Source organism: Capnocytophaga bilenii (assembly GCF_017565765.1).
GTDB classification, from domain to species: domain Bacteria; phylum Bacteroidota; class Bacteroidia; order Flavobacteriales; family Flavobacteriaceae; genus Capnocytophaga; species Capnocytophaga bilenii.
On record NZ_JAGDYP010000002.1, the window covers coordinates 411622 to 436115 of the forward strand.

The 24494-nt window shown below is 39.6% G+C and carries 22 protein-coding genes and 1 other RNA gene; 13 read left to right on the top strand and 10 right to left on the bottom strand.

Annotated elements, in window-relative coordinates; all coding sequences use genetic code 11:
- Nucleotides 1-2 precede the first annotated feature (2 nt).
- The 8 genes from J4N46_RS04190 to J4N46_RS04225 all read right to left on the bottom strand — a co-directional run bounded on the left by J4N46_RS04190 (nt 3) and on the right by J4N46_RS04225 (nt 8596).
- Nucleotides 3-2138 (bottom strand): S46 family peptidase, encoded by a 2136-nt coding sequence (locus J4N46_RS04190; RefSeq protein WP_208058264.1) that lies wholly within the window; start codon nt 2136-2138, stop codon nt 3-5.
- A 148-nt stretch (nt 2139-2286) separates the two neighbouring features.
- Nucleotides 2287-4641 (bottom strand): tetratricopeptide repeat protein, encoded by a 2355-nt coding sequence (locus J4N46_RS04195; RefSeq protein WP_208058265.1) that lies wholly within the window; start codon nt 4639-4641, stop codon nt 2287-2289.
- A gap of 82 nt (nt 4642-4723) precedes the next feature.
- Nucleotides 4724-5509, bottom strand: coding sequence for a DUF3108 domain-containing protein (locus tag J4N46_RS04200; protein ID WP_009416104.1), 786 nt, complete (start codon nt 5507-5509; stop codon nt 4724-4726).
- A 132-nt stretch (nt 5510-5641) separates the two neighbouring features.
- Nucleotides 5642-6580: a ribosome small subunit-dependent GTPase A gene (gene rsgA / locus J4N46_RS04205; protein ID WP_009416103.1), complete on the bottom strand. Its 939-nt coding sequence runs from the start codon at nt 6578-6580 to the stop codon at nt 5642-5644.
- 20 nt (nt 6581-6600) lie between these two features.
- Nucleotides 6601-7083, bottom strand: coding sequence for a CvpA family protein (locus J4N46_RS04210; protein ID WP_009416102.1), 483 nt, complete (start codon nt 7081-7083; stop codon nt 6601-6603).
- 116 nt (nt 7084-7199) lie between these two features.
- Nucleotides 7200-7412 carry a type II toxin-antitoxin system YoeB family toxin gene (locus J4N46_RS04215; RefSeq protein ID WP_236013653.1) on the bottom strand — a complete coding sequence of 71 codons (213 nt, stop codon included), beginning with the start codon at nt 7410-7412 and terminating at the stop codon, nt 7200-7202.
- Nucleotides 7412-7633 (bottom strand): hypothetical protein, encoded by a 222-nt coding sequence (locus J4N46_RS04220; protein ID WP_009415038.1) that lies wholly within the window; start codon nt 7631-7633, stop codon nt 7412-7414. Before J4N46_RS04220 ends, J4N46_RS04215 begins: the two co-directional genes overlap by 1 nt.
- A 597-nt stretch (nt 7634-8230) precedes the next feature.
- Nucleotides 8231-8596, bottom strand: coding sequence for a hypothetical protein (locus J4N46_RS04225; protein ID WP_009415478.1), 366 nt, complete (start codon nt 8594-8596; stop codon nt 8231-8233).
- A gap of 521 nt (nt 8597-9117) precedes the next feature.
- On the opposite strand from J4N46_RS04225, the gene uvrB reads away from it, so the two are divergent.
- The 8 genes from uvrB to dnaJ all read left to right on the top strand — a co-directional run bounded on the left by uvrB (nt 9118) and on the right by dnaJ (nt 18954).
- Complete coding sequence (uvrB, locus tag J4N46_RS04230) at nt 9118-11112, top strand: excinuclease ABC subunit UvrB (protein ID WP_009415048.1); 1995 nt, start codon at nt 9118-9120, stop codon at nt 11110-11112.
- 67 nt (nt 11113-11179) lie between these two features.
- A complete protein-coding gene (locus tag J4N46_RS04235; protein WP_208058266.1) occupies nt 11180-11413 on the top strand; it encodes an XRE family transcriptional regulator in 234 nt (77 codons plus the stop codon).
- A gap of 71 nt (nt 11414-11484) precedes the next feature.
- Nucleotides 11485-13032 carry a glycine--tRNA ligase gene (locus J4N46_RS04240; RefSeq protein ID WP_208058267.1) on the top strand — a complete coding sequence of 516 codons (1548 nt, stop codon included), beginning with the start codon at nt 11485-11487 and terminating at the stop codon, nt 13030-13032.
- Nucleotides 13033-13094: 62 nt separating this feature from the next.
- Nucleotides 13095-13697 (top strand): PAS domain-containing protein, encoded by a 603-nt coding sequence (locus J4N46_RS04245; protein ID WP_208058268.1) that lies wholly within the window; start codon nt 13095-13097, stop codon nt 13695-13697.
- A 395-nt stretch (nt 13698-14092) separates the two neighbouring features.
- A complete protein-coding gene (locus J4N46_RS04250; protein WP_208058269.1) occupies nt 14093-16210 on the top strand; it encodes a peptidylprolyl isomerase in 2118 nt (705 codons plus the stop codon).
- Between the two features lie 206 nt (nt 16211-16416).
- Complete coding sequence (pdxH, locus tag J4N46_RS04255; RefSeq protein WP_208058270.1) at nt 16417-17055, top strand: pyridoxamine 5'-phosphate oxidase; 639 nt, start codon at nt 16417-16419, stop codon at nt 17053-17055.
- A gap of 216 nt (nt 17056-17271) precedes the next feature.
- Nucleotides 17272-17817: a nucleotide exchange factor GrpE gene (locus tag J4N46_RS04260; protein WP_208058271.1), complete on the top strand. Its 546-nt coding sequence runs from the start codon at nt 17272-17274 to the stop codon at nt 17815-17817.
- Nucleotides 17818-17829: 12 nt separating this feature from the next.
- A complete protein-coding gene (gene dnaJ / locus J4N46_RS04265; protein ID WP_208058272.1) occupies nt 17830-18954 on the top strand; it encodes a molecular chaperone DnaJ in 1125 nt (374 codons plus the stop codon).
- A 90-nt stretch (nt 18955-19044) separates the two neighbouring features.
- On the opposite strand, the gene J4N46_RS04270 is transcribed toward dnaJ, so the two are convergent.
- Nucleotides 19045-19263: an antitoxin gene (locus J4N46_RS04270; protein ID WP_208058273.1), complete on the bottom strand. Its 219-nt coding sequence runs from the start codon at nt 19261-19263 to the stop codon at nt 19045-19047.
- A gap of 221 nt (nt 19264-19484) precedes the next feature.
- Between J4N46_RS04270 and J4N46_RS04275 the strand changes: the two genes are divergently transcribed.
- The 5 genes from J4N46_RS04275 (at nt 19485) to ssrA (ending at nt 23545) form a co-directional block, all read left to right on the top strand.
- Nucleotides 19485-20447, top strand: coding sequence for a type I phosphomannose isomerase catalytic subunit (locus J4N46_RS04275; protein ID WP_009415060.1), 963 nt, complete (start codon nt 19485-19487; stop codon nt 20445-20447).
- Nucleotides 20448-20488: 41 nt separating this feature from the next.
- Nucleotides 20489-21493, top strand: coding sequence for a 3-oxoacyl-ACP synthase III family protein (locus J4N46_RS04280; RefSeq protein ID WP_208058274.1), 1005 nt, complete (start codon nt 20489-20491; stop codon nt 21491-21493).
- A gap of 6 nt (nt 21494-21499) precedes the next feature.
- Nucleotides 21500-22486: a DUF3078 domain-containing protein gene (locus J4N46_RS04285; RefSeq protein ID WP_208058275.1), complete on the top strand. Its 987-nt coding sequence runs from the start codon at nt 21500-21502 to the stop codon at nt 22484-22486.
- 5 nt (nt 22487-22491) lie between these two features.
- The gene (locus J4N46_RS04290) at nt 22492-23094 is read left to right on the top strand and encodes a thymidine kinase (protein WP_009415063.1); all 603 of its coding nucleotides are present in this window, start codon (nt 22492-22494) and stop codon (nt 23092-23094) included.
- Nucleotides 23095-23142: 48 nt separating this feature from the next.
- Nucleotides 23143-23545, top strand: a transfer-messenger RNA (tmRNA) gene (gene ssrA / locus J4N46_RS04295).
- A gap of 69 nt (nt 23546-23614) precedes the next feature.
- Here the strand turns inward: ssrA and J4N46_RS04300 are convergent.
- Nucleotides 23615-24388 carry a hypothetical protein gene (locus J4N46_RS04300; RefSeq protein WP_208058276.1) on the bottom strand — a complete coding sequence of 258 codons (774 nt, stop codon included), beginning with the start codon at nt 24386-24388 and terminating at the stop codon, nt 23615-23617.
- Nucleotides 24389-24494 lie beyond the last annotated feature (106 nt).

Consider the following 24494-nt stretch of genomic DNA (forward strand, 5'->3'; position numbering starts at 1 on the left):
TGTTATTTTATAATCTTCATTTCATCTATCAGATAACTTGCATCGGCATATTTATCAATGATAAAAAGTATATACCGGATGTCCACCATTATATTACGACATATTTTAGGGTCGTAATACACATCGCTCATTGTGCCTTCCCACACACGGTCAAAGTTTAAGCCTATCAAGTTCCCTTTAGCATCAATCGCTGGGCTACCTGAGTTGCCTCCGGTAGTGTGATTAGTAGCTATAAAGCATACAGGCATCTTGCCATCTTTGCCATAAATGCCATATTCTTTCCGCTCGTATAAGTAGCGCAGCTTTGCAGGTACATCAAATTCGTAGTCGTTAGGTATGTATTTTTCCATTACCCCGTCCAAATAAGTAAAAGGTTCGTATTTTACAGCATCAGCAGGCGAATAACCTTCCACCTTGCCATAAGTAACCCGCAAAGTACTATTAGCATCGGGGAAAATACGGTCTTCAGGTGTAGCAAATTCCAAGATACCTTTCATATACTTGCGCTGCAACCCTGCCAATTTATCAGTAATTTCCTGATAAGGCGAGGCAACCTCTACAAAGTAATATTCTACAATTTGCTGTATAAACTGCATACCCACATCTTTCTTCAAGATACCTTTAAAAGCCGATTCAGGCAGCTGTAGTGTCTTTTCAATTCCTTCATAAGAAGCCAAAAATGAATTGTTGTACAATTTGCCTGTTAGCAGTTTAGCGTTGAAGTTTTGTAAGTTAGGAGGTAAAAACTGTTTAGGCATATTTTTAGCGTAGTAAGCCACTGCCTTTTCAAAAACAGCCTTGTCCACTGCTTTGTCATAGTTTTTGTATGAGGTTTTAAAACTTTGCAACAATTCAGCTTTTTTCTCGTTAAAAGCTTCCTCACCGCGTTGCAAAAGCACGTTTTGCAGCTGCATAATTTTATAACCATTGTTTAGCAAGTCTATATGCCGCATAAATTCCGAAAACAAATCACTCGCTACCGAATAGTCAAGCGCTTGGGCGTAGAGTTTTTCCATTTCCGGCAATACAGTTCCGTATTCTGCCTTTCGGCTGTGAGATTCTATATCTTTTTTAAACTCCTCTTCTTGCTTTTGCTTTATCGCTACAGCCCCCGATTTTTTAAGCCCTTGTGCTTCACCTATCCATTTTTTCCAATAATTGGCAATACTAGCGTATTTAGAGGCGTATTTTATCTTTATTTCAGGATCGTTACGCATAAAGCTGTCTTGTGTTTTCAGTATCACATCGCGTATCCCTATTTTCATAGGGTTTATCACATCTGCCATTTGTGCCACAGCTATAGCAGGCAAATACTCTTGGGTGCGACCAGGGTAGCCAAACACCATTGTAAAATCACCCTCTTTTACCCCTTTTAATGATATAGGGAAATAATGCTTAGGTTTGTAAGGTACATTATCTTTAGAGTAAGCCGCAGGGCGATTGTTTTTATCAGCGTATACCCTGAAAAGAGCAAAGTCGCCCGTGTGCCTTGGCCATACCCAGTTGTCCGTATCCGAACCAAATTTGCCAATAGAGGATGGAGGAGCCCCTACCAAACGCACATCTTTAAACGTTTCTACGATAAACAATAAGTACTGATTGCCCTCGTAAAAAGCACGAACTCTACACTCTTGCCACGCCTCTTTAGGTGTGTTGCGCAATACATTATTGATATTACTCTCTATTTTTGCGGTACGCGCCTCCTCATTCACCAAAGCTTCGGTATCTACTAGTACTTTAGAGGTAATATCCTCTACCCGAACGATAAAAGTAACTCTCAGGTTTTCATTAGGTAGTTCTTCTTCTTGTTTTTTAGCCCAAAAACCGTAAGTAAGGTAATCATTAGCCAGTGTAGAATGTGATTGTATTTGCGAATACCCACAATGGTGATTAGTAAGCAGTAAGCCCTTGTTGGAAATCATTTCAGCAGTACAGCCCCCATTAAAGTGAGGTACAGCATCCTTTAGGCTCGATTTGTTTACTTCGTAAATATCCTTTACCGACATTTTCATTCCCAAGGATTTCATTTCCTTAGCGTTCATACCTTCCAACAGCGAAGGTAACCACATACCGCCTTGCTGGGCAAAGCCACTTAGCCAAAATAGTAGTAATGCAAAAAGTAATGTAATTTTTCTCATTTCTTCATAAAAAGTTAATCGGTGCAAAGGTACGAAATAATGTTTAATAGTCAATGATTAATGATTAATTCTTTAGAACTATATAATACTCAACAAAAAAGAACTGCCGTTGTGAGCAGTTCTTTTTTCTTAATTTATTATGAAAAACTTATTTTTTAGTTACTACTTTCAGCATTTCGCAACCACGTTGTTCACCATTGTCGCAAGCTTGCTCAAACCAATCAGCAGCACGACTATCCGATTGTTTTAAGCCTTCGCCGTGGAAGTAGCAGTGTCCTAAACGATATTGAGCCAATGCGTAACCTTGTCGCGCTGATTTTTTGTACAATTCTGCTGCACGCTCAAAAGAACGTTCAGTACCTGTACCATTATAGTAACAATTAGCCAATTTGAAACAACCTATAGCAGAATTGTTGTTAGCTGCTTTTTGGTAAAAGTTGAATGCTTGTGCATACTCTTGTTTGTCGTTGTAGAAATTGCCTAATTCATCTTGAGCCTCTACGTAGTTTTGTTCAGATGCTTTATTAAGCCATAGCAAACCTTTTGTTTCATTCAAACGTTTCATAGGTGTTTTTGGCTTAGCTATAGGTTTCAAACCTGTTTTAACAGCCGAACGGTGTGATGGCATACCGCGATGAGTAGCTGTAGTAGTGCTTGCTACTGCAGTTGTAGCTGTGTTTGTTTTAGCTTGGGAGGCTTGTGCTTTGCCTTTTTCAGTTGTATTAGTATTGGTATCGGGTACCATAGTCATATAGTATTTACCCAAGTTGTATTGTGTTTCAGCATCGCCTTTTTTAGCTACTTTTTCTTGCCAAGCAATTGCTTTTTCTTGGTCTTTTTGTGGGTTTTTAGCGTCTAAATAAAACTCTATCAATCGTTTTTGAGCTGTTGTATTTTCTTGTTTTGCTAATTTTTCGTATAGTGCAAAAGCTTTTTCAGTTGATTTTCTAACCAATTTGCCGTAGTAATAACCATCGGCTACTGCCAAAATCATTTCAGGAGTTGGTGGGTCTTTAGGGTCATTAGCTTCTACTCTCTTCAACAAATAATCAAATGCTGTTTGATTACCTAAATTAGCAGCTTTTACAGCCCATTCAGCGGCATCTTTTTCTGATTTTTTCACACCTTTACCATTGGCATAACATTGCGACAGTAGGTATAACACCTCAGCATAGGCTTCGTTTTCTTGTTGATAGAAATACTCTAGCGACTCGTTTTGTTGTAGGGGTTCTTTTTGAGCAGCTTTCAGATAGTACTCAAAAGCACGAGTGTGTGATATATTAGTATATCTACCATTGTAGTGCAAATCACCTAGTTTTTTGAGAGCCAACAAATTGTTTTTGCTAGCGGCTTTTTCAAGGTATTCAAATCCTTTTCTTACATCTAAAGTAGCCTCTTCTAAAAATATAGCCCCTAAATTGTACTGGGCCATTACATCTCCTTCATCGGCTGCTTTTTGGAAAAGGTCTATAGCTTGTTGTGGTGAAGGACGTGTACCATTACCAGTAGCGTAGCACACACCTAAGTTGTTTTCGCTCACAGGGGTAGGGCTGCTGTTTACTGATTTTGATATCCAGTTAAACGCATCGCGGAAAGATTGAGATTCGCCTATACCATTATATAAGCATACAGCCAGCTGGCGTTGCGCATCGGCATTGCCTTTAATAGCAGCGCGAGTGTAGTACTCTATTGCTTTTTTATAAAATTTAGGTATTAGCGGACTGTTGCCATAAAAATAATAATTACCCAATTTGTAAGCTGCATCAGGATTGCCTTTAGCAGCTGCTTTTTCAAACCATTCTATTGCTTTTTCTTCAGATTTTTGTACGCCTTTTCCTTCCAAGTAAGCCATCCCTATTGTATATTGAGCATCGGGGTTTCCTTTTTCAGCTACTTTCATCAATTGTTGCAAAGCGTCTCCACTATTAGGATTAGCTTCGTACGCCCAAGAAGCCACAAGGTATTCAGCTTCTAAATTTCCTTTAGCGGCAGCTTTTTGTGCCCAAGAACGTGCTTTTTGCAAGTCTTTAGCAACACCATCGCCAGTTTGGTAAGCTTTAGCGAGAGCCAATTGTACTTCGGGGCTTTCTTTATCTGCATTTTTTTCAATCCACTGGTAGTATTTTTCAGTAGATTGAGCTACTCCTTTACCATCACGGTAGCACAATGCCAATTGGCGTTGCGCATCTACATTACCGCCATTTGCAGCTTTTTCAAACCATTCAGCTGCTTTTTCTTCAGATTTTGCTACTCCTTGTCCTATAAAATAGCATTGTCCTAATTGATATTGTGCTTTAGCATCACCACTCTCGGCTACTTTTTCTAACCACACTACTGCATCCTGATAAGAGCGATTCACCCCCTTACCATTAAAATAGGCATCAGCCAATTCCGCCTGAGCTTGTACATCGCCTTTCTCGGCGAGTTTCGTTAACTTTTTTATGTCTTGCGAGTAGGTGCTCACTGCTAGCAAGACCGAAAACATTAAAATGAAGTTTTTCATAGCGTTATATTTTTTACGGATAAAATATTATATTTTGGACTGCAAATATACGTATTTTTTTTATATTACCTAATATTTCTTCTTATTTTTTTAAATTTGTTTCGTATTTCAAATAATTAAAACCGTCCAGCTCGGCAGTCATAGAACCTACACGCAAGGCTGCTTTTAGCTTCACGGGTATTTTATTTTTGTCGTCTGTTATCCACATTGTGATGCCTTCTTCTTCTCTAAACACGCGTCCGTCTTGCACTATAGGGCAGAATTTCAGTGTTTTAACACTACCAAATTCAGTGCTTATCGTTTCGCGACCTAATAGTTTTAGTTTGAATTTGTAAATTTCGTCATCGTCAAAAATAACGTCCAGCACAATTTGGTCGCCTGCTTTCATTTTATCCACATTGGGATAATTGCGCAATGCATAAAATGCCGAAATTACATCTTGCAATCCCGGTTGGAAAGCTATTTCGGTGCTTTGTCCATTTTCTACATTGTCTATTTTTACTTTATTGTTGCTGTGGTTGAAGTACATTTTGAGGTGCTTGGTATAGCCTCCTTCGTAAATATTTCGCACAAAAAGGCGAGGTTTGCCATCGGTGATGCCAAAATAACTTTCATAAAAATCTTCCACCTTGAAGAATACCCGCGCCAACCCTGTAGTTTTGCCATAGCCCACTGCGTGAAATACCTTTTCGCCGTTGTACATTTCTTCTTTTACGTGCAAAGTAGCCACGCTTGCATTGAAAATGCTATACTTTACCTTAAAGCGAAGCCATTCACCATTTTTAAAAGGCAATTCGTTGTTTTGCCCTACGGCTACACTACTTATTAACGTTACTAAAATTGCTGCTAAAATACTTAATTGTTTCATTCTATGTTAGTTATTAGTCTTTAGTTATTAGATTGCCCCATACCTTTTCACAAAATTTCAGAACCTACCAAATTCAAAATTCAAAATTCATAATTCATAATTTCTTTAGGCACAAAAACTTTGCCAAATTCATCATTCGTAATTCATAATTCTGTAACTCTCCTCGTCCCCTTCCAATATTTGCAGGTAGCTTTTGTAGCGTGACCAAGCAATTTCGTCATTTTCTAATGCCTCTTTCACGGCGCAATGAGGTTCATCGGTATGCAAGCAGTTGTTGAACTTGCAGTCTTCTTTTAGGGCGAAGAATTCTGGAAAGTAATCGGTGAGCTCGTGTTTGTCTATTTCTACCATACCAAAGCCTTTAATGCCGGGGGTATCGATGATGTGAGCTCCAAAGGGAAGGTCGAACATTTCGGCAAAGGTGGTAGTGTGTTGTCCTTGCTGGTGTTGTAGAGATATTTCGCCTGTTTTGAGTGCCAATTGGGGCGCAATAGCGTTGATGAGTGTAGATTTTCCTGCCCCAGAATGTCCCGATACCACACAGGTTTTGCCCCGCATCGTTTCTTTTACTTTTTCTATATTTTTGCCTGTAGTAGCCGAAATGCCTATACATTCATAGCCCACCTTGCGGTACAACTGTGCCAAGTACTTCACTTCTGCCAATTCATCGGGGGTGTAGGTATCTACTTTGTTGAATAGCAAAACAGTTTTGATGCTATAAGCCTCAGCGGTAACCAAAAAGCGGTCTATAAAAGTAGTGGAAGTAGGCGGATTATTAAGCGTAACAACCAAGAAAGCAAGGTCTATATTGGCAGCGATAATATGCGTTTGCTTAGATAAGTTTACAGACTTGCGAATGATGTAGTTTTGTCGTTCCTCAACGGCTGTAATCACCCCTTGCAGTCCTTCTTCTTGCTGAAAAGCTACATAGTCGCCCACTGCCACAGGATTGGTATTTTTGATACCTTTTAGGCGCATTTTTCCTTTGATGCGGCACTGGTAAAACACTCCGCTATTTTCTTCTTTTACGGTATACCAGCTCCCTGTAGATTTATACACAAGTCCTCTCATTCAAAAATAAGTATTTTAAATTATTTAGGAAACACCTTATCATACACCATATTGCTTATGCCTTTTACGGGGGCATAGAGCACAGATTCGGTTAGCAAACTTCCCGACAGCCATTTGTCGGTTTGCAAAGTACGTTCTAAGAACAAAAACAAAGAGCCTATAATGACGGCAGCTTTGAGCATACCAAAGAGTGCCCCTGCCAAGCGGTTTAGGAAGCCTAATTCGGCATCTTTGAGCATTTTAGTAATAATTTTGGCGAGAGTCATCAGCAGTAGCATCATTACCAAGAGGGTAATGACAAAGGCGATGACCTCTAAGGTTTGTTTTTCTACAGAAAATATATTACTTAACAGATTAGCGGTATAGAACGAAAAGTGTATTGCCCCATAAATACCTACTACAATAGCCAGTAGCGAAGCCATTTCTATAATAAGTCCTCGCATATAGCCCCTTACTAAGCCAAAACCCAAGATTACTGCTAATATAATGTCTATTTTATTCATATTCGTTATTTTGCTGATTTAAAGGGTATCATATCTTTTCTTTATTATGATTGTGCCACACCCCCGCTGGCGCAAGCTTGCAGCTTGTGCCCAATTCAAAATTCAAAATTCATAATTCATAATTCCCTTGACCATACATCTCTTACTCCATATCCTTTTAAGGCTTCAGGTTTTCCTGTACCTTTCTTAGGTGTTTTTCTAAGTTCTTTTAGAAAATCTGCTATTTTAGAAAGTATTTGCTTATTACCTCCTTTGGTAAATTTCTTTATATCTTTTAAATACTCTTCAGAATAGGTTGTTATATAGTTTTTTTCCTCTTGTATTTCCATTATCCTAACAACATTTTATCCATTTCTTCATCACTAATTATTTTTCCCTCTTGGGAGCGTGCTTTATCTATTCTTGCAAAAAATGTTTCTTTGGAAATTCTTGTATTATTTTTTTTAGCTGCAATATCCTGATATTTTACCTTAAACTTTTTAAATAGCTCTTCAAACAGATGAAAATCAGCTTCTTTTATTTCTACTTTTTCTAATATTATGGTGCTCATAATGATTTATTTTTCTGAATACTTATTGTTATTAAAAATCAATTTGTGTGATATGTTTAACTTTGACGACAATGTGTGTGCCACAATCGTACTTTTAAATAGATTGCGGCAAAAATACAGAAAAATAATTATCTTTGCAATCTATCACTCAATTTCTTTTTATACTTAGCAAAAATCCCCCCGCAGGCGCAAGCTTGCAGCTTGTGCCCAATTCAAAATTCAGAATTCATAATTCCCTTTGCCGCCCGCACTCTCACCCATCCCATTACTCCCATAGCTCCCATAATTGCCCGTGTAGCTCACACCCCATTATTCCCATTGCTCCCACAATCGCTCCTCACAAATAGCACAACTGCAGCATTTTCCCCTTTTGAAAGGGGGGTAGGGGGGAATGTTACTTTATTTCCATCCCCGTCCCACAATTCAAAATTCAGAATTCAAAATTCATAATTTGCCAATTCCCCTCGCACTATTTAGAGCGCATTATAGGCTTGAAAAACTCTTTTCTCTATGGTGTATAAAGAAAAATAGTAGGGCAATTCTTTTGTATTATACTGATTAGTAAGTTGTTGTAATTTTAACAACATATCTGATACATTACCCTTTATGGTGATTTTTAAAATCAGTTGTTACCTCACACTCTCTTAGAAGGTAAGAACGTCCATCTGATAGAATAAAAGACTCCTTATCAATCCAGCCTACCAATATATGTAATAATTCAGCACTTCTTTTTAGTTGGTTTCGCCATCCTTCTATATCCAAATGATATTGGACAGAGAAAAACATATCTCCTTCAGGTGTTATTATGAAACAGCCATCTTCAACAACTCCCCCTTTTGTCGCTAATAAAGGCTTTTGTGCATTTACTATTTTGAAAAAATCATACTTCTCTGTTTTTTGTAAATATAGTATTTCTACACCTTCAATCTTTTCAAAACCTGATATTTTTACATAGTCATTCATACTATTTTGTTATTTTAAATTGAAAATTAGTAATTCCTGCTTCTTCAAAAATCTTTATATAATGATCTCTTAATTCTTCGGAGTTAGTATGATATATTACCCCCCGCTGGCGCAAGCTTGTAGCTTGTGCCCAATTCACAATTCACAATTCTCTCCCCCGTCCTACCTGTCCCATTTGTCCCATTTGTCGCACCCGTCCCACAATTCAAAATTCAGAATTCAAAATTCAAAATTCTCTCCCCTCCGCTGGCGCAAGCTTGTAGCTTGTGCCCAATAATCACTTCTATTCATATTGTAGGGGCGATTAGCAAATCGCCCTCACAAAACAAAACCTTTCAAACAACCTCTTTTATTTTTTGGCAAAGATAGTAAAATAATAACAAATAGCAAGTGCTATCTTGGTGCTACTTTGGTGCTACCTTGGTGCCATTTTTATCCTTCGCTTATCTATGACTTTTGATTGGTAAGATGATTTGTCATTTATCATTATTTCGTATCTTTGCACCAAATTATCAACACCGATGAAATTCTCTATAGTCTCTGAGTTTGCCCCTACAGGCGACCAGCCTCAAGCTATCAAACAATTAGTAGAAGGCATAGAAAAAAACGACAAATACCAAGTGCTATTAGGCGTTACGGGTTCTGGTAAAACTTTTACCATTGCCAATGTGGTAGAGCAGGTACAACGCCCTACCCTTGTGCTGGCTCATAACAAAACGCTTGCCGCCCAACTGTATTCGGAATTTAAGGCGTTTTTTCCTAATAATGCGGTAGAATACTTTGTATCGTACTACGACTATTACCAGCCTGAAGCTTATATCCCTACTACGGGTACTTATATTGAAAAAGACCTTTCTATCAACGATGAGATTGAAAAACTGCGCCTTAGCACTACTTCTGCCTTACTATCGGGCAGGCGCGATGTGCTCGTGGTAGCCTCTGTATCTTGCCTCTATGGTATTGGTAACCCTGTGGAATTTCAGAAGAATGTGATTACCATTAAACGGGGTGATACAATGCCCCGCACTAAACTGATGCATCGGCTTGTACAAAGTCTCTACGCTCGCACTACTGCCGATTTCAGGCACGGCAATTTCCGCATCAAAGGCGATGTGCTGGATGTGTTCCCAGGGTATGATGATAACGCTTTTCGCATTCACTTCTTTGGCAATGAAATTGAAGAAATAGAACAATTTGACCCTACTACCAACCATATTTTAGACCATTACGACAGTCTGAACATTTATCCTGCTAATATGTTTGTTACTTCGCCTGATATTCTGCAAAAGGCGATATGGAACATTCAGCAAGACCTGACCAAACAGGTGGAATTCTTTGAAGCATCGGGGAAACCCTTAGAGGCTAAACGGCTAAAAGAGCGCACTGAATTTGACCTTGAGATGATACGCGAACTGGGCTATTGTTCGGGTATTGAAAACTACTCGCGCTATTTAGATGGGCGTGAGGCTGGTACGCGCCCTTTCTGCCTTATAGACTATTTTCCTGATGATTTTTTGATGGTAATAGACGAAAGCCACGTAACGGTGCCCCAAGTGCACGCTATGTATGGCGGCGACCGCAGTAGGAAAGAAAACTTGGTGGAATACGGCTTTAGGTTGCCCGCAGCTATGGACAACCGTCCGCTGAAATTTGAAGAGTTTGAAGCCTTGCAGCGCCAAGTGATATACGTGAGTGCTACCCCTGCTGATTACGAGCTACAGAAAGCACAAGGGGTATACGTGGAACAAGTGATACGCCCTACAGGACTACTTGACCCCGAAATAGAAGTGCGCCCAAGCCAAAATCAGATAGACGACCTTGTAGAAGAAATACAAGTGCGCGTAGAGAAAGACGAGCGCATACTCGTAACAACCCTTACCAAGCGTATGGCTGAGGAACTCACCAAATACCTTACCCGCATAGGGGTACGATGCCGCTATATCCACAGCGATGTGGATACTTTGGAACGCGTAGAGATTATGCAAGACCTCCGCAAAGGGCTCTTTGATGTACTCATTGGGGTAAACCTGCTACGTGAGGGGTTAGACCTGCCCGAAGTGTCGCTTGTGGCTATCCTTGATGCTGATAAAGAAGGCTTCTTACGCTCTACCCGCTCGCTTACCCAAACCGTAGGACGGGCAGCACGTAACGTGAACGGCAAAGCCATAATGTACGCCGACAAGATAACTGACAGTATGCAGCGCACTATTGATGATACTAACTATAGGCGTGAAAAACAAATGAACTACAACAAGGCTCACGGCATCACACCACAGCCACTGCACAAGAAGATAGAGAACAGCCTTAGCAAGAGCCCCATCAGTGAATTTCATTACGACCCTACCTTTGCCACCACTAAAGCCGCTGAACCCAAAGCTGAATATTATAGTGCTAAAGAATTGGAGAAAAAAATTAAAGAAACTCGCAAACTAATGGAAGCTGCAGCTAAAGAGCTCGATTTTATGAAGGCTGCCCAATACCGCGATGAGATAAAGCGATTGGAGGCTATGAAGTAAAATTATGAATTTTGGATTCTGATTTCAGAATTATTTTATATCTTTGCAAATAAAAACATAAAGAAATATGAATGCAACATTACAAAATATACCTATACCGCAAATTTTAACAGATAGTAATGGCGATGGAATTGCAATTATTTCGGCAGATGAATATAACTATTTGCTAAGTGCTACAGAAATGTATGAAGATATGATGGATATTCAAGAATTTGAAGCTGCTAAAGGACAGGAAAAAGTTCCTTTAGATATAGTTTTAAAACGATTAGAAGAGAAAAGAAAGAAAAATGGAATATCCTAAAAAATAACTATAGAGGTTGTAACAATAGGACATCGGAAAGATGTATATAAAAAAAGATAATTATAATTACAATGGCAAAAACTGAAGATTTGTTTAAAAAAGTAATCGCTCACGCTAAAGAATACGGTTTTATTTTTCCTTCGAGCGAAATATACGATGGGCTTAGTGCTGTGTATGACTACGGTCAGAATGGTGTAGAACTTAAAAAAAACATACGCGACTACTGGTGGCGCGCTATGGTGCAACTAAACGAAAATATCGTGGGTATTGATGCCGCGATCTTTATGCACCCTACTACTTGGAAGGCTTCAGGACACGTAGACGCTTTCAACGACCCTCTGATTGACAATAAAGACTCTAAAAAACGCTACCGCGCCGATGTGTTGGTAGAAGATTACGTAGCTAAATTGGACGAAAAAATTGAAAAAGAAGTTGCTAAAGCGCAAAAACGCTTTGGTGAGGCTTTTGACTTGGAACAATTTCTAGCTACTAACCCTCGCGTACTAGAATACAAACAACGCGGACAAGAAATTTTATCGCGCTTGGCTAAATCGTTAGAAACGGATAACCTTGCCGATGTGAAAGCACTCATTGAAGAATTAGAAATCGCTGACCCCGAAACAGGTTCTCGCAATTGGACTGATGTAAAGCAATTCAACCTGATGTTTGGTACCAAAATAGGTGCTTCGGCTGATGCTTCAATGGATTTGTACCTTCGTCCTGAAACGGCTCAGGGTATTTTTGTAAACTTCCTGAACGTTCAAAAGTCAGGACGTATGAAAATACCTTTTGGAATTGCTCAAACAGGAAAGGCTTTCCGCAACGAAATCGTAGCACGCCAATTTATATTCCGTATGCGTGAGTTCGAACAAATGGAAATGCAGTTCTTCATCAAACCTGGTACGCAACAACAATGGTATGACTATTGGAAACAAACGCGCCTTGCGTGGCACCTTTCGTTGGGCTTGGGCGAAGAAAACTATCGTTTTCACCCTCACGAAAAATTAGCTCACTACGCCGATGCAGCTTGCGATATAGAATTCCGCTTCCCATTTGGCTTCAAAGAGCTTGAAGGTATCCATTCTCGTACTAACTTCGACTTGGGTAACCACGAAAAATATTCTGGACGAAAACTACAATATTTTGACCCTGAAACGAATGAAAGCTACACACCTTATGTGTTGGAAACTTCTATTGGCTTAGACCGTATGTTCTTGGCTATCTTCTCGAATGCTCTTCAGGAAGAAACATTAGAAAGTGGCGATACACGTACATTGCTAAAATTGCCTTTTGTATTGGCTCCTACTAAAGTAGCTGTACTGCCGCTACTAAAGCGCGATGGATTACCTGAAAAAGCTGAAGAAATTGTAAACGAACTGAAATACTACTTTACGGTGGCTTATGACGAAAAAGATGCGGTTGGTCGCCGCTATCGCCGTCAAGATGCGGTAGGTACGCCTTTCTGTATCACTGTAGATCATCAAACCTTAGAAGACAATACGGTTACACTACGCCACCGCGATACTATGGAACAACAACGTATTGCTATACCTGAACTACAGGCAGTAATTGCCAAAGAGGTAGATATGAACCAATGGTTGCGTAGATTAGGGCGTTAGTCATTACGGAAATAGAAGATGTTTACTAAAACTTTTACAAAGATTACACATAGCATTAGAGAATGACAGAAACTCCTACAATAAAGCGTCCTACCCCTATAGACGAGGAGGTGATTTGGGACAAGCGCTCTACCTTGATGAGTCGCACGAATAAACACGGGCATATTATGGCAAGTAATGAGGCTTTTCAGGAAGTATCGGGCTATACAGAAGCTGAACTATACGACCAGCCTCATAGCCTAATACGCCACCCCGATATGCCTAAAGTAGTGTTTAAAATACTGTGGGAAAACCTAAAAGGTAGGCAGAACTTTCACGCTATCATTAAGAACTTATCAAAAAGTGGTAAATACTATTGGGTAATTACTAATTTTGAGATTATTCGCAATGAGAAAGACGAAATTACAGCTTTTGTATCGTACCGCAAGGCTCTACCCAAAAGTCTTATCAACGAACATATAGCGCCACTTTACGAGCGACTGCTGAAAATTGAAAAAGCTAATGGTATGGAGGTGAGTGAGCGTTATTTTAAAGGCTTTTTGGAAGATCGCAAAACTACCTATGACAAGTTTATCAGAACGTTGCTAAAAGAAAACGCTGAAGAAATACGTGCTTTTTACAACAATAAAGATACAGATAGCTTTCTTACCGAACTGATTGGGTAAAGGGAATTTTGAATTCTGAATTTTGAATTAGTGGTTAGGTGCGAGCTGTAATCTAACCACTAATGCTTAATGACAATAGTTTTTAAAGGAGAGTAATTACAATTTTTATTTTAAAAACTATTGTCATTGTTGTGGTGAAGAGAGAAAAGTAACTGTAGCTACACCTCTGTGTTATAGTTGTTATACCAAATAATCGTAAAATAAAAGATATGACCCACTTGTTACTCAAAAAATAATGGAGTGATATTACATTAGCTACTAAAAGTGGTAAAGTAAATAATTGACTTTGTGATGAAAAATAACATTATTTTTTTGGTGTTTCAATAAAAAGTATTAATTTTGCGGTTTGATTGATAACACTAAACAATTTTATACTTTTATAAATATTATAAACAATGGCAGTACTTGAGAAAATTAGAAGTAAGACTGTATTCCTGATTGCGATTATAGGGCTTGCACTATTTGCTTTTATCATTTCAGACTTTATAGGAAAAGGGAGGTTTAGCAGACTTCAACCTACCGAAATTGGTACGGTAAATGGCGAAGATGTGCCTATTGACGCTTTTCGTTTGCAAGTGGAAAACGCTATTCACCAAGCTAATGGACAGGCGAGTAGCATTGAAGCAGCTAAATATGTATGGGAACAAAACGTTCAGCAAATATTGTTGAACCAACAGATTGAAAAATTGGGATTGAGCGTAGAGAAAGACCAAATCATCTCTATCTTGGAAAAAACGCCTTTGGCTAAAAATCCTCAATTTACCAATGAATACGGTGTGTTTGACGCTGTAAAATTTCAAACGTACTTGAGTACGCTAAAAACTCAGAATCCTGATGCTTACAGCCAGTGGAAAATACAAGAAAACGCTTTGATTGAAGGAGCTAAACAACAAATGTATATCAACCTTATCCGCGCTGGCTTAGGTGCTACTGATACTGAAGCTGAAATTGCTTATCACCAAGAAAAAGACTTGGCTGACATTAACTATGTGGCTCTGCAATACAGCTCTATAGATGATAAAACTATACAAGTGAGCGATAGCGAGATAAAAGACTACATTAAAAAACACGAAAAACAATTTAAACAAGAGGCTTACCGCAATATTCAATATATTGTGATAAACGAAAAACCATCGGATGCTGACCTTGCTGAAGCAAAAAGTGGTATTGAAAAGCTTTTGCAACCTGAGGTGGTATACAACGTTAAAAAACAAAGTAACGATACGGTTCCTGGTTTTGCTACTACTAAAGAGATAAAAAGTTTTGTGGATAGATATTCTGACAAGGCTTATGACAGTACTTTCGTAACTAAAGACAAAATCAATTCGGCTTATGCTGATACACTTTTTGCCTTGGGCGTAGGGAAAATTTATGGTCCTTATGAAGAAGACGGTAGCATTAAAATAAGCCGTATGGTGGCTAAAGAACCGGCAGGAGCTGTAAAAGCAAGCCATATACTTATTGCTTACACAGGTAGCCAAGCTGCTACTCCTAATACTACACGCTCTAAAGAAGAAGCTAAAGCTAAGGCTGAAGAACTATTGGCACAAGCTAAAGCTGCTGGTGCTGACTTTGACCAATTGGCACGGGACAATTCGGAAGAACCTGGTGCAATGTATAGTGCTGGTGACCTTGGATTCTTTGTGAAAGGTACTATGGTTAAACCTTTTGAGACATTTGCTTTTTCTAACCCTGTAGGTACTATTGGTTTGGTGGAAACTGATTTTGGTTTTCACGTAGTAAAAGTAACTGACAAGGCTGAAGCGGTGAATATTGCTACTATAAGTCGTAAGGTAGACCCTTCGGATGCTACTCTTAGTTCGCTATTCTCTAAAGCTACTACTTTCCAAATGAAGGCGAGTGAAAAACCTAAAGAATTTGGTAGTGTAGCAAAAGCTTCTGAACTATCGGTACTTCGTGCTGATAACTTGCACAAAAATGATGATCAAATTATCGGTTTGGGGGCTAATCGTCCTATTGTACAATGGTTGTACGAAAAGGATACCAAAGTGGGTGATATTAAAATGTTTACTACTAATGGAAACTATGTAGTGGCTCAATTGGTAAAAAAAGGTGAAGAAGGATTGAGCGAAGTGCAAGATGTTGCTGCTTTTGTAAAACCTATCCTCATCAAGGAAAAGAAAGCTAAAATTCTAAAAGATAAAGCAAAAGGTGGCAGCTTAGAGGCTATCGCTTCGGCTAATGGTGCTACTGTAAAAACAGCTACAGGGTTAACAATGAGTAGCCCTATCATCATAGGTGAAGGTCGTGAGCCAAGAGTTGTGGGTACTGCCTTTGGACTAAAACAAGGTGCTATTTCTAAGCCTATAGAAGGTGAAAACGCAGTGTATGTAATACAACTTACTTCGGCTACAGTAGCTCCTGCTACTAATGATTATAAAGTGTATGCTGAGACAATAGAAAAAATACGTACCGAACGCGCTGCTCAGTCTATACTTAAATCATTAGAAAACAACGCTAAGATAAAAGAAAATATCAGTACTTTCTATTAATAGTAGCAACTTACACCCAAAAAATCTATAAAGAGGTAAGAGGAAACTCTTGCCTCTTTTTTCTGATGATTGATAAATCAAGAGGTATTTTTAAGAAGTTTTGTTTTGTGAGGGCGATTTGCTAATCGCCCCTACAATATGAATAAAAGTGCTTGATTATTTGTTTTGTAATAGACTCTTGAATTTAGAACTAAAAATATAAAAATATGGATTTAAGTAATTACCGAAAGACATACGAAAAGCGAGAACTCTTGGAGAGTGATGTACCCGAAAACCCTATGCAGCTATTCCAAACGTGGTTTTATGAAGCTGATGAGGCTGATAGTGTGGAGGAAGCGAATGCAATGTCGGTAGCAACAATAGGCTTGGACGGATTTCCCAAAACACGGGTGGTACTACTAAAAGAATACACTTATGAGGGATTTATATTCTACACCAATTACGAAAGCGAAAAAGGGAGAGCTATTGCTGCAAATCCGCACTTGTGTTTGTCGTTTTTTTGGCCTTCATTGGAACGGCAGATTATCATTAAAGGGATTGCTGAACGTGTAGAGGCACTAACATCGGATAATTACTTTCATTCGCGCCCAGTGGGCAGTCAGTTAGGGGCTGTGGTATCGCGCCAGAGTGAGGTGGTAACACGTGCACATCTGGAAGAGGAACTAAAACGCCTTGAGGGACTATATGAGGGAAAGGAAATACCCCGACCTGACTATTGGGGGGGCTTCTTGGTACGCCCTGTATCAATGGAGTTTTGGCAAGGACGCCCTAACCGCTTGCACGACCGCTTGCGCTATCGGCTGACTGATGAGTATGACTGGATATTGGAACGAATGTCTCCGTAATACGAGCTACACGAAACTGACAGTGCGTGCCATTTTGTCATATATTGTAATATGGCAAAGATTTTGTAATAAATAAGCGGAGATTGTTCGGAAAGTTTTGTTTTGTGAGGGCGATTTGCCAATCGCCCGTACCAGCCTCTGTGCGGTGCAATTGTTACTATTAAAGACTTTTGGACAGCATCAACATAAAAAAAACTCAAAATAAAATATAATATAATGAATACAGAAGATAACAAAGATAAGGACTTGCAGGCTGAAGGCACAAGTGCTGAGACTGCTGAAAACGCTACTAATACAGGTAATACAATTGGTAATGAAACGGAAGATTGTGAAGATCTTTTGGCAAAAGAACGCGACAGATATTTGCGTTTGTTTGCTGAATTTGAAAACTATAAAAAGCGTACGAGCCGTGAGCGTATAGAGCTTTTTAAAACAGCAGGGCAGGACATTTTGTCGGCTTTGTTACCTGTAGTAGATGATTTTGATAGAGCTTTGGCAGATTTGGCGACTTCGGCTGATGAGCAGACGCGCAAAGGGGTGGAACTTATCTACAATAAACTGATAGGCATCTTGAAAAACAAAGGTTTGGAAAGAATAGAAGTGGCTGCAAACGATGCGTTTGACAGTGAGCTACACGATGCTATTACGCAAATTCCTGCTCCTACCCCTGAAATGAGTGGAAAAATTATTGACGTAGTGCAACAGGGCTATAAATTGGGAGATAAAATTATTCGTTTCCCCAGAGTGGTAGTAGCCCAATAACAATACGAAAAGATGAAAAGAGATTATTACGAAATATTAGAGATTTCCAAAACAGCTACGACTGCTGAAATAAAAAAAGCATATAGAAAGCAAGCACTTAAATATCACCCAGATAAGAACCCTGGCGACAAAGAGGCAGAAGAGAATTTTAAGCTGGCTGCAGAGGCTTACGAGGTGCTAAGCGATGAAAATAAACGCGCTACTTATGACCGCTATGGACACGCTGCCTTTGAAGGTGGTATGGGTGGTGGCGGTGCTACAATGGAAGATATTTTTGAGCGTTTTGGTGACCTTTTTGGTGGTCATTTTTCGGGATTTAGTGGCTTCGGAGGCTTTGGGGGCTTTGGAGGCGGTCAAACACAGTCTTATGTGAAAGGTGATAACCTTCGCATACGTGTGAAAGTTACCTTGGAAGAGATTGTAAAGGGGGTAGAGAAAAAGATAAAAGTACGCCGTAAAGTGAAAGGCGAAGATACAACCTATCATACTTGCCCTACTTGCCAAGGGCGCGGACAGACGGTTCAGCAAATGAATACTGCTTTTGGTGTGATACAAACAGCAACGACTTGTCCCAAATGTGGCGGTGCTGGGGAAATTATTGATAAACGAGGCAAAGATACTGATAGCCAAGGGATGAAAACGGTAGAGGAAACTATTCCTATCAATATTCCTGCTGGGGTAATGAATGGTATCCAACTAAAAGTGGCTAACAAAGGAAATGAGGCTCCTGTGAAAAACAGTGTTCCTGGTGATTTATTGGTGGTGATAGAAGAAGAAGAACACCCTACTCTAAAACGCGAAGGTGATAACTTGCATTACGATTTATACATCAGCTTCCCTGATGCGGTATTGGGGGCTAGCAAAGAGATAGAAACTGTTACGGGCAAGGTGCGTATAAAATTGGAAGAAGGGATACAATCGGGTAAAATACTGCGTTTGCGCAACAAAGGGGTGCCGAGTTTGCAAAACCATACTACTGGCGACTTGATTGTACACGTGAATGTATGGACACCGAAAAACCTTACTGATAAACAAAAGAATTTTTTCAAAGAAATGCAAAATAATGAGAACTTCAATCCTAAGCCTGACAAGTGTGAGAAGTCGTTTTTTGAAAAAGTAAAAGAGATGTTTTCCTAATTGATGAAGTAGCTGTCCAAAAAAAGTAGTGTTTGTGTGGCACAATTGTACTATTAAAGGCTTTTTGGACAGCTTCTTTTTTATTCATCATCATTCATAAAGCATATCTAAAAGCTCTTGTTTAGAAGCTTTTATTTTTTTACTAGCTCTAGCATCATCTATCATTGTAAAAAAGTTCTCTTGTGTCATAGTAGTATTATCTTCTTTTTTATCTAAAATAGTAGTTTCTATTTTTAGCTTCTTAAAGAAATTTTGGATCATAGGAAAATCCACCTCATTAACTGTTGCTTGTATTGTTATTGCATTCATACTTCTATTCTTTTGAACTGCAAAGATACAAAATAATTATTAATATATAATGTTATAAATATCAATTTCCTACGAAAAAATTATTTACAACACTCTCACTTTTCTCTAATCTGTCATTAATCAAATTATTTTTTCTATATTTTGACCTAAACAAATTTATAAAAGTTTTAGGAATTGAAAATTATTTTGTAACTTTGCAACTCATTAATAACATTACTAAAATGTATCCAATAAAATTTAAGCCTATTCTCAAAGAACGTATTTGGGGTGGGCAACAACTGAAAACGTTATTTAACAAGCCTATAGTGAGTGATACTACAGGTGAAAGCTGGGAGGTATCGGGGGTGCCTGGTGATATTTCGGTAGTAGCTGATGGGGCTCTGAAAGACAAAAGCCTAAACGATTTGATTGCTGAATACCCTAATGAACTTTTAGGCAAACACGTACACGATAGATTTGGGAAGGATTTTCCTATTTTAATTAAATTTATTGATGCTCGCGAGGATTTATCAATACAGGTACATCCTAACGATGCTCTTGCTAAAGAACGCCATAACTCGTTTGGAAAAACTGAAATGTGGTATGTAATGCACGCTGAACCTGATGCTAGCTTGATTGTAGGCTTCAACCGCAGTGTGAGCAAGGAAACTTATCAGGAGTACTTGAGCAGTGGCAAACTTACTGAGCTGCTGAACTACGAAAAAGTGAATGATGGTGATGCTTTCTTTATCAACACTGGAAAAATACACGCTATTGGAAAGGGTATCTTGATTGCTGAAATACAACAAACAAGCGATATTACTTACCGCGTGTATGACTTTGACAGACGTGATAAAAATGGCAACTTACGAGAACTGCACACCGAACTCGCCCTTGACGCTATTGACTACGAGCGCAAAAACGACTTCAAACTACAATACAATCGCACTGAAAACCAAGTGAATAACGTGGCTAAATGTCCGTATTTTATTACTAATTACTTGAAATTGAACGGTGATTTCAAGAAGAACTTGGCAGCTGATGATTCTTTCCATATTTATATGTGTGTGAAAGGTAGTGCTGTACTGAGCGACGGCTCTACTGAAGTGTCGATTGCTCAGGGTGAAACTGTGCTTTTCCCTGCGTGCTTAGAGCAATTGGTGGTAAAAAGTAACGGTGTGGAATTATTGGAAGTGTATATTTAAGGTACGAGCCGCACGGGCTAATCACTAAAAACTAAAGAGTTATGTATCGTTCAAAAATAAAGGGTTTGGGTTACTATGTGCCTGAAAATGTAGTAACTAATGATGATTTATCGAAATTGATGGACACGAGTGACGCTTGGATACAAGAGCGCACGGGCATCAAAGAAAGGCGACACGTGGTGAAAGGTACAGATACCACAACTACGATGGGTGCTAAAGCAGCTTTGAAAGCGTTGGAGGCTGCGGGCGTAAGCAAAGAGGAAGTGGATTTTGTTGTTTTTGCTACTTTAAGTCCGGATTATTATTTCCCTGGTTGTGGGGTATTGGTACAAAAGGAATTGGGACTAAAAACGGTGGGTGCATTGGATATTAGGAACCAATGTTCGGGATTTTTATATGCACTATCGGTAGCTGACCAATATATAAAAACGGGAATGTACTGCAATATACTTGTGATAGCTTCGGAAACGCAATCGCCTGCGCTTGATATGAGCACGCGAGGGCGTAATATGGCGGTATTATTTGGCGATGGAGCTGGTGCAGCGGTGGTATCGCGCTCGGAAGGTGAAAACGGGATTTTATCTACTCACCTGCACAGCGAAGGTGCTTATGCTGATGCCTTGGCAATGATAGCCCCAGGTGTGGGCACTAAATGGGTGCCTGAAATATTGGCTGAAAACGACCCTGACGATGTGTCGTACTACCCTAATATGAATGGTCAGTTTGTATTTAAGAATGCGGTAGTGCGCCTTGCAGAGGTTATCAATGAAGGATTGGAGGCTAATGGGCTGACAGTAGGCGATATTGATATGCTGGTGCCTCACCAAGCGAACTTGCGTATCTCACAATTTGTACAACACCAATTTAAACTAAGTGATGCACAGGTATATAACAACATTATGAAATATGGTAATACTACTGCGGCATCGGTGCCTATTGCTTTGGCTGAGGCAGTGGGTGAAGGCAAAATAAAAGAAGGCGATGTGGTGGTATTGGCTGCTTTTGGTAGTGGTTTTACGTGGGCAAGTGCGATTATTAGATGGTAATGAGTGATGAGAAAATGGATATTGGTAGCATTGTTACTATGTAGTGTTACGGCTTTGGCACAAGTACGCAAGGCTAAGGCTCAGATAGTATCTGCAAAGGTGGAGCCTATAAAGATGCCTAAAGATACTACTACAATACGACTGACATTTAACCGAATGAAGCGTGCGGAGGAAAAATGGTTTAAATTTAACCAAGTTACGCTGAATATGAGTGAGGTGGCGTTCTCTAACTGGAGTGCTGGAGGTGAAAACTCGGTATCGGGGCTTATGACGGGGCGTTTTAGGAGACGGTACAACGAACGTACTTTTTTTTGGGATAATATATTGGAGATTGATTATGGTATCAATGCACAAACGGGACGAGAATTGCGAAAAACGGACGATAAGTTTTTGATTGTATCATCGTTTGGCTATAGGGGGAACACTCAATCATATTGGTACTATACAGCTCGTTACCAGCTGCTTACACAGATGAGTAACGGATATAAATACCCTGATACGGATCATCCTATTTCAAAATTATTTGCGCCTGCCTATATTACTTTTGGTTTGGGGGCGGAATATGCGCCACAACGGATAAAGCTCAATTTATTTCTATCGCCTATGACGCTAAAAACGACTGTGGTGCTAAATAAGGCACTATCGGAACAGGGGGCTTTTGGGGTAGAACAAGGCAAGCGAACCAATTCGGAACTGGGTTTTTCAATATCGGGCAGGTGGGATAAAAAGCTGATGGAGAATATGGATTTGAACACGAATTTCACGCTGTACGGTGATTATTTGAAGAACTTTGGGAATATAGATATAGACTGGGAGACGGGCTTGAACCTGAAGGTGAACAACTATGTACAAGCACGTATTGGGTTGCATATAAAATATGATGACGATGTGAAGTTTGAGAGCTATAAAGACAATGCAGGCGTAACACATTCTTATGGGGCAAGGACGCAGTTTAAGCAGTTATTGGGGGTAGGTGTATTATATACTTTTTAGAGCTGATGTTTTTAGAAAATACAATCAATAATGCCGAAAAATCGGGGTGGATAGAGGTGATATGTGGTTCGATGTTTTCGGGGAAGACAGAGGAATTGATAAGGCGGTTGCGGCGGGCACAATTTGCCAAGCAACGGGTAGAGATATTCAAGCCTTCGTTTGACACTCGTTATGACGACACTAACATTGTATCGCACAATGCCAATGAGATACCCTCTACTCCTGTGGAGGCGGCAGCGAGTATACTGTTGCTTGCCGATGGTTGTGATGTGGTGGGAATAGATGAGGCGCAATTTTTTGACGATGAGATAGTGAATGTGTGTAATGCTCTTGCTAACAGAGGGGTGCGGGTGATAGTTGCGGGTTTGGATATGGACTATAAAGGGAGACCATTTGGGCCGATGCCAAACTTAATGGCTACAGCAGAATATGTTACTAAAGTGCACGCTGTGTGTACGCATACGGGGAATTTGGCACACTACAGTTATAGAAAAGTGGCTAATAATGAGCAACGTATGCTGGGTGAAGCTGATAGTTATGAACCTGTAAGCAGGGCTGCTTATATACGGCTGATAGAAGGTGAAGAAAAAAAAGTTGATAAAAAATAGTGTTGATTAAAAAAGTTTTTGTACTTTTGCAGCGTAAAAATGACACTTGGGGTCGACCGGTTTTGACAGTAAGTGACATTGAAGAGTAAGCATACCGAGCTGTGAAATGAATGCTCGATAAAATCTATTTCAAAAGTTTAAATGGCGAGAATAACTACGCTCTTGCTGCTTAATCTGAAGTAATAGTAGGATTTTAAGCTATATCCCTACAGGTAGGGAGGCGAGATGTCTCTAAAAAGCCCTTGTTGACGGCGTTTTGTACAGAGGCACCATAAAAGTCAACATTGAGCCTGCGGTAAGCTTCTGCTAAGGGTTCGTGAATAGAGGAGGCTAGGCGTAAAGTGGGCGGTTTTTGGTCAGCTTTACGAAGAAAATGAAACAAAAACTAAGTATGTAGAAAGCTTTTTGATGGCTTATTTGGACGAGAGTTCGATTCTCTCCGACTCCACGGGGGAAGAAAGGGTTGCTTGGGGGTTCTTCGGAACTTTTGGGCAGCCTTTTCTATTTGTATTTAGTAGAATCAGGAGAAGATTTTGATGATGTTATCTACTATGCCATAATTGAGTTTTTTGGCTAATTGTTGTAATTGTTCCTTTATGGCGTGACGTTGGGAAAGTTTGGTTTTCTTGGTGCGTTTTAGGGCAATGAGGTATTGTTGTATTTCTTCATAATATTGTGTTTTCCAATGGGGTTGTCGTCTCGACTCTAAAAGAGGAATGCTATCGTCAAAAAGATGGAGCATTTCAACAGTTTGTGCTGCGAAATTGGTATCGCGTTCATAGACGAAATTTTTGGATTGATGTTCTACTGGGTCTTCTGACAGGAATAGTTCTTCACTAAAGCTGTTGTAAATTTCTATAGCAAAATCTATTCTACCCATCCAAATGAGGGCGTTGCAGAGTTTGGAAATGAGTATATCGGGGGTATGGAAGTATTCGCCAAAAACGTGTAGAGGTTTGGCGATCAGGTTGCGATTGAGAGCAGCCTCGGCAATGCTCACTACTTGCTTTTCATTGCCGTGTAGGTGGGCTTGTATTACCTTGGCGATAGTGTAACGGGTTTCAGGGTAATGAAAGAAGCTGTCGGGGTACTCTTTGTATATGCTTTCTATGTATTTATCGGCGTTTTTAATGTACTTTTCTACTTTTTTGACCGTTTCTCTCCCCCCCCCGTTGCTGGCGAAAAACGCTCCGTATGCAAGGAAAGAGTTTTGGCATACGCGGAGGTGTTCTAAGGGGTTGGTAGTGAGGTAATGTTCTATGAGTTGCACGTAGGACGGGTCTTTACTTTGCACCCTGAAAATAAGAAGTTATTTTCAAAGAAAAGCAGAGGAGAATAAAAGTCTGTTCATTCTGCCTCTGCCCGTTCTTTGAATACCCTGATTTTCAAAATAGAATGGT

What these genes read in the sequence shown, in the direction of transcription:
- J4N46_RS04240 (WP_208058267.1), top strand. Translation starts at nt 11,485, where the DNA reads ATGGCAAAAACTGAAGATTTGTTTAAAAAAGTAATCGCTCACGCTAAA.
- dnaJ (WP_208058272.1), top strand. Translation starts at nt 17,830, where the DNA reads ATGAAAAGAGATTATTACGAAATATTAGAGATTTCCAAAACAGCTACG.
- J4N46_RS04215 (WP_236013653.1), bottom strand. Translation starts at nt 7,412, where the DNA reads ATGGAAATACAAGAGGAAAAAAACTATATAACAACCTATTCTGAAGAG.
- J4N46_RS04280 (WP_208058274.1), top strand. Translation starts at nt 20,489, where the DNA reads ATGTATCGTTCAAAAATAAAGGGTTTGGGTTACTATGTGCCTGAAAAT.
- J4N46_RS04260 (WP_208058271.1), top strand. Translation starts at nt 17,272, where the DNA reads ATGAATACAGAAGATAACAAAGATAAGGACTTGCAGGCTGAAGGCACA.
- J4N46_RS04210 (WP_009416102.1), bottom strand. Translation starts at nt 7,083, where the DNA reads ATGAATAAAATAGACATTATATTAGCAGTAATCTTGGGTTTTGGCTTA.
- J4N46_RS04275 (WP_009415060.1), top strand. Translation starts at nt 19,485, where the DNA reads ATGTATCCAATAAAATTTAAGCCTATTCTCAAAGAACGTATTTGGGGT.
- J4N46_RS04225 (WP_009415478.1), bottom strand. Translation starts at nt 8,596, where the DNA reads ATGAATGACTATGTAAAAATATCAGGTTTTGAAAAGATTGAAGGTGTA.
- rsgA (WP_009416103.1), bottom strand. Translation starts at nt 6,580, where the DNA reads ATGAGAGGACTTGTGTATAAATCTACAGGGAGCTGGTATACCGTAAAA.
- J4N46_RS04220 (WP_009415038.1), bottom strand. Translation starts at nt 7,633, where the DNA reads ATGAGCACCATAATATTAGAAAAAGTAGAAATAAAAGAAGCTGATTTT.
- J4N46_RS04235 (WP_208058266.1), top strand. Translation starts at nt 11,180, where the DNA reads ATGAATGCAACATTACAAAATATACCTATACCGCAAATTTTAACAGAT.
- J4N46_RS04195 (WP_208058265.1), bottom strand. Translation starts at nt 4,641, where the DNA reads ATGAAAAACTTCATTTTAATGTTTTCGGTCTTGCTAGCAGTGAGCACC.
- J4N46_RS04190 (WP_208058264.1), bottom strand. Translation starts at nt 2,138, where the DNA reads ATGAGAAAAATTACATTACTTTTTGCATTACTACTATTTTGGCTAAGT.
- pdxH (WP_208058270.1), top strand. Translation starts at nt 16,417, where the DNA reads ATGGATTTAAGTAATTACCGAAAGACATACGAAAAGCGAGAACTCTTG.
- uvrB (WP_009415048.1), top strand. Translation starts at nt 9,118, where the DNA reads ATGAAATTCTCTATAGTCTCTGAGTTTGCCCCTACAGGCGACCAGCCT.
- J4N46_RS04270 (WP_208058273.1), bottom strand. Translation starts at nt 19,263, where the DNA reads ATGAATGCAATAACAATACAAGCAACAGTTAATGAGGTGGATTTTCCT.
- J4N46_RS04290 (WP_009415063.1), top strand. Translation starts at nt 22,492, where the DNA reads ATGTTTTTAGAAAATACAATCAATAATGCCGAAAAATCGGGGTGGATA.
- J4N46_RS04245 (WP_208058268.1), top strand. Translation starts at nt 13,095, where the DNA reads ATGACAGAAACTCCTACAATAAAGCGTCCTACCCCTATAGACGAGGAG.
- J4N46_RS04285 (WP_208058275.1), top strand. Translation starts at nt 21,500, where the DNA reads ATGAGAAAATGGATATTGGTAGCATTGTTACTATGTAGTGTTACGGCT.
- J4N46_RS04250 (WP_208058269.1), top strand. Translation starts at nt 14,093, where the DNA reads ATGGCAGTACTTGAGAAAATTAGAAGTAAGACTGTATTCCTGATTGCG.
- J4N46_RS04200 (WP_009416104.1), bottom strand. Translation starts at nt 5,509, where the DNA reads ATGAAACAATTAAGTATTTTAGCAGCAATTTTAGTAACGTTAATAAGT.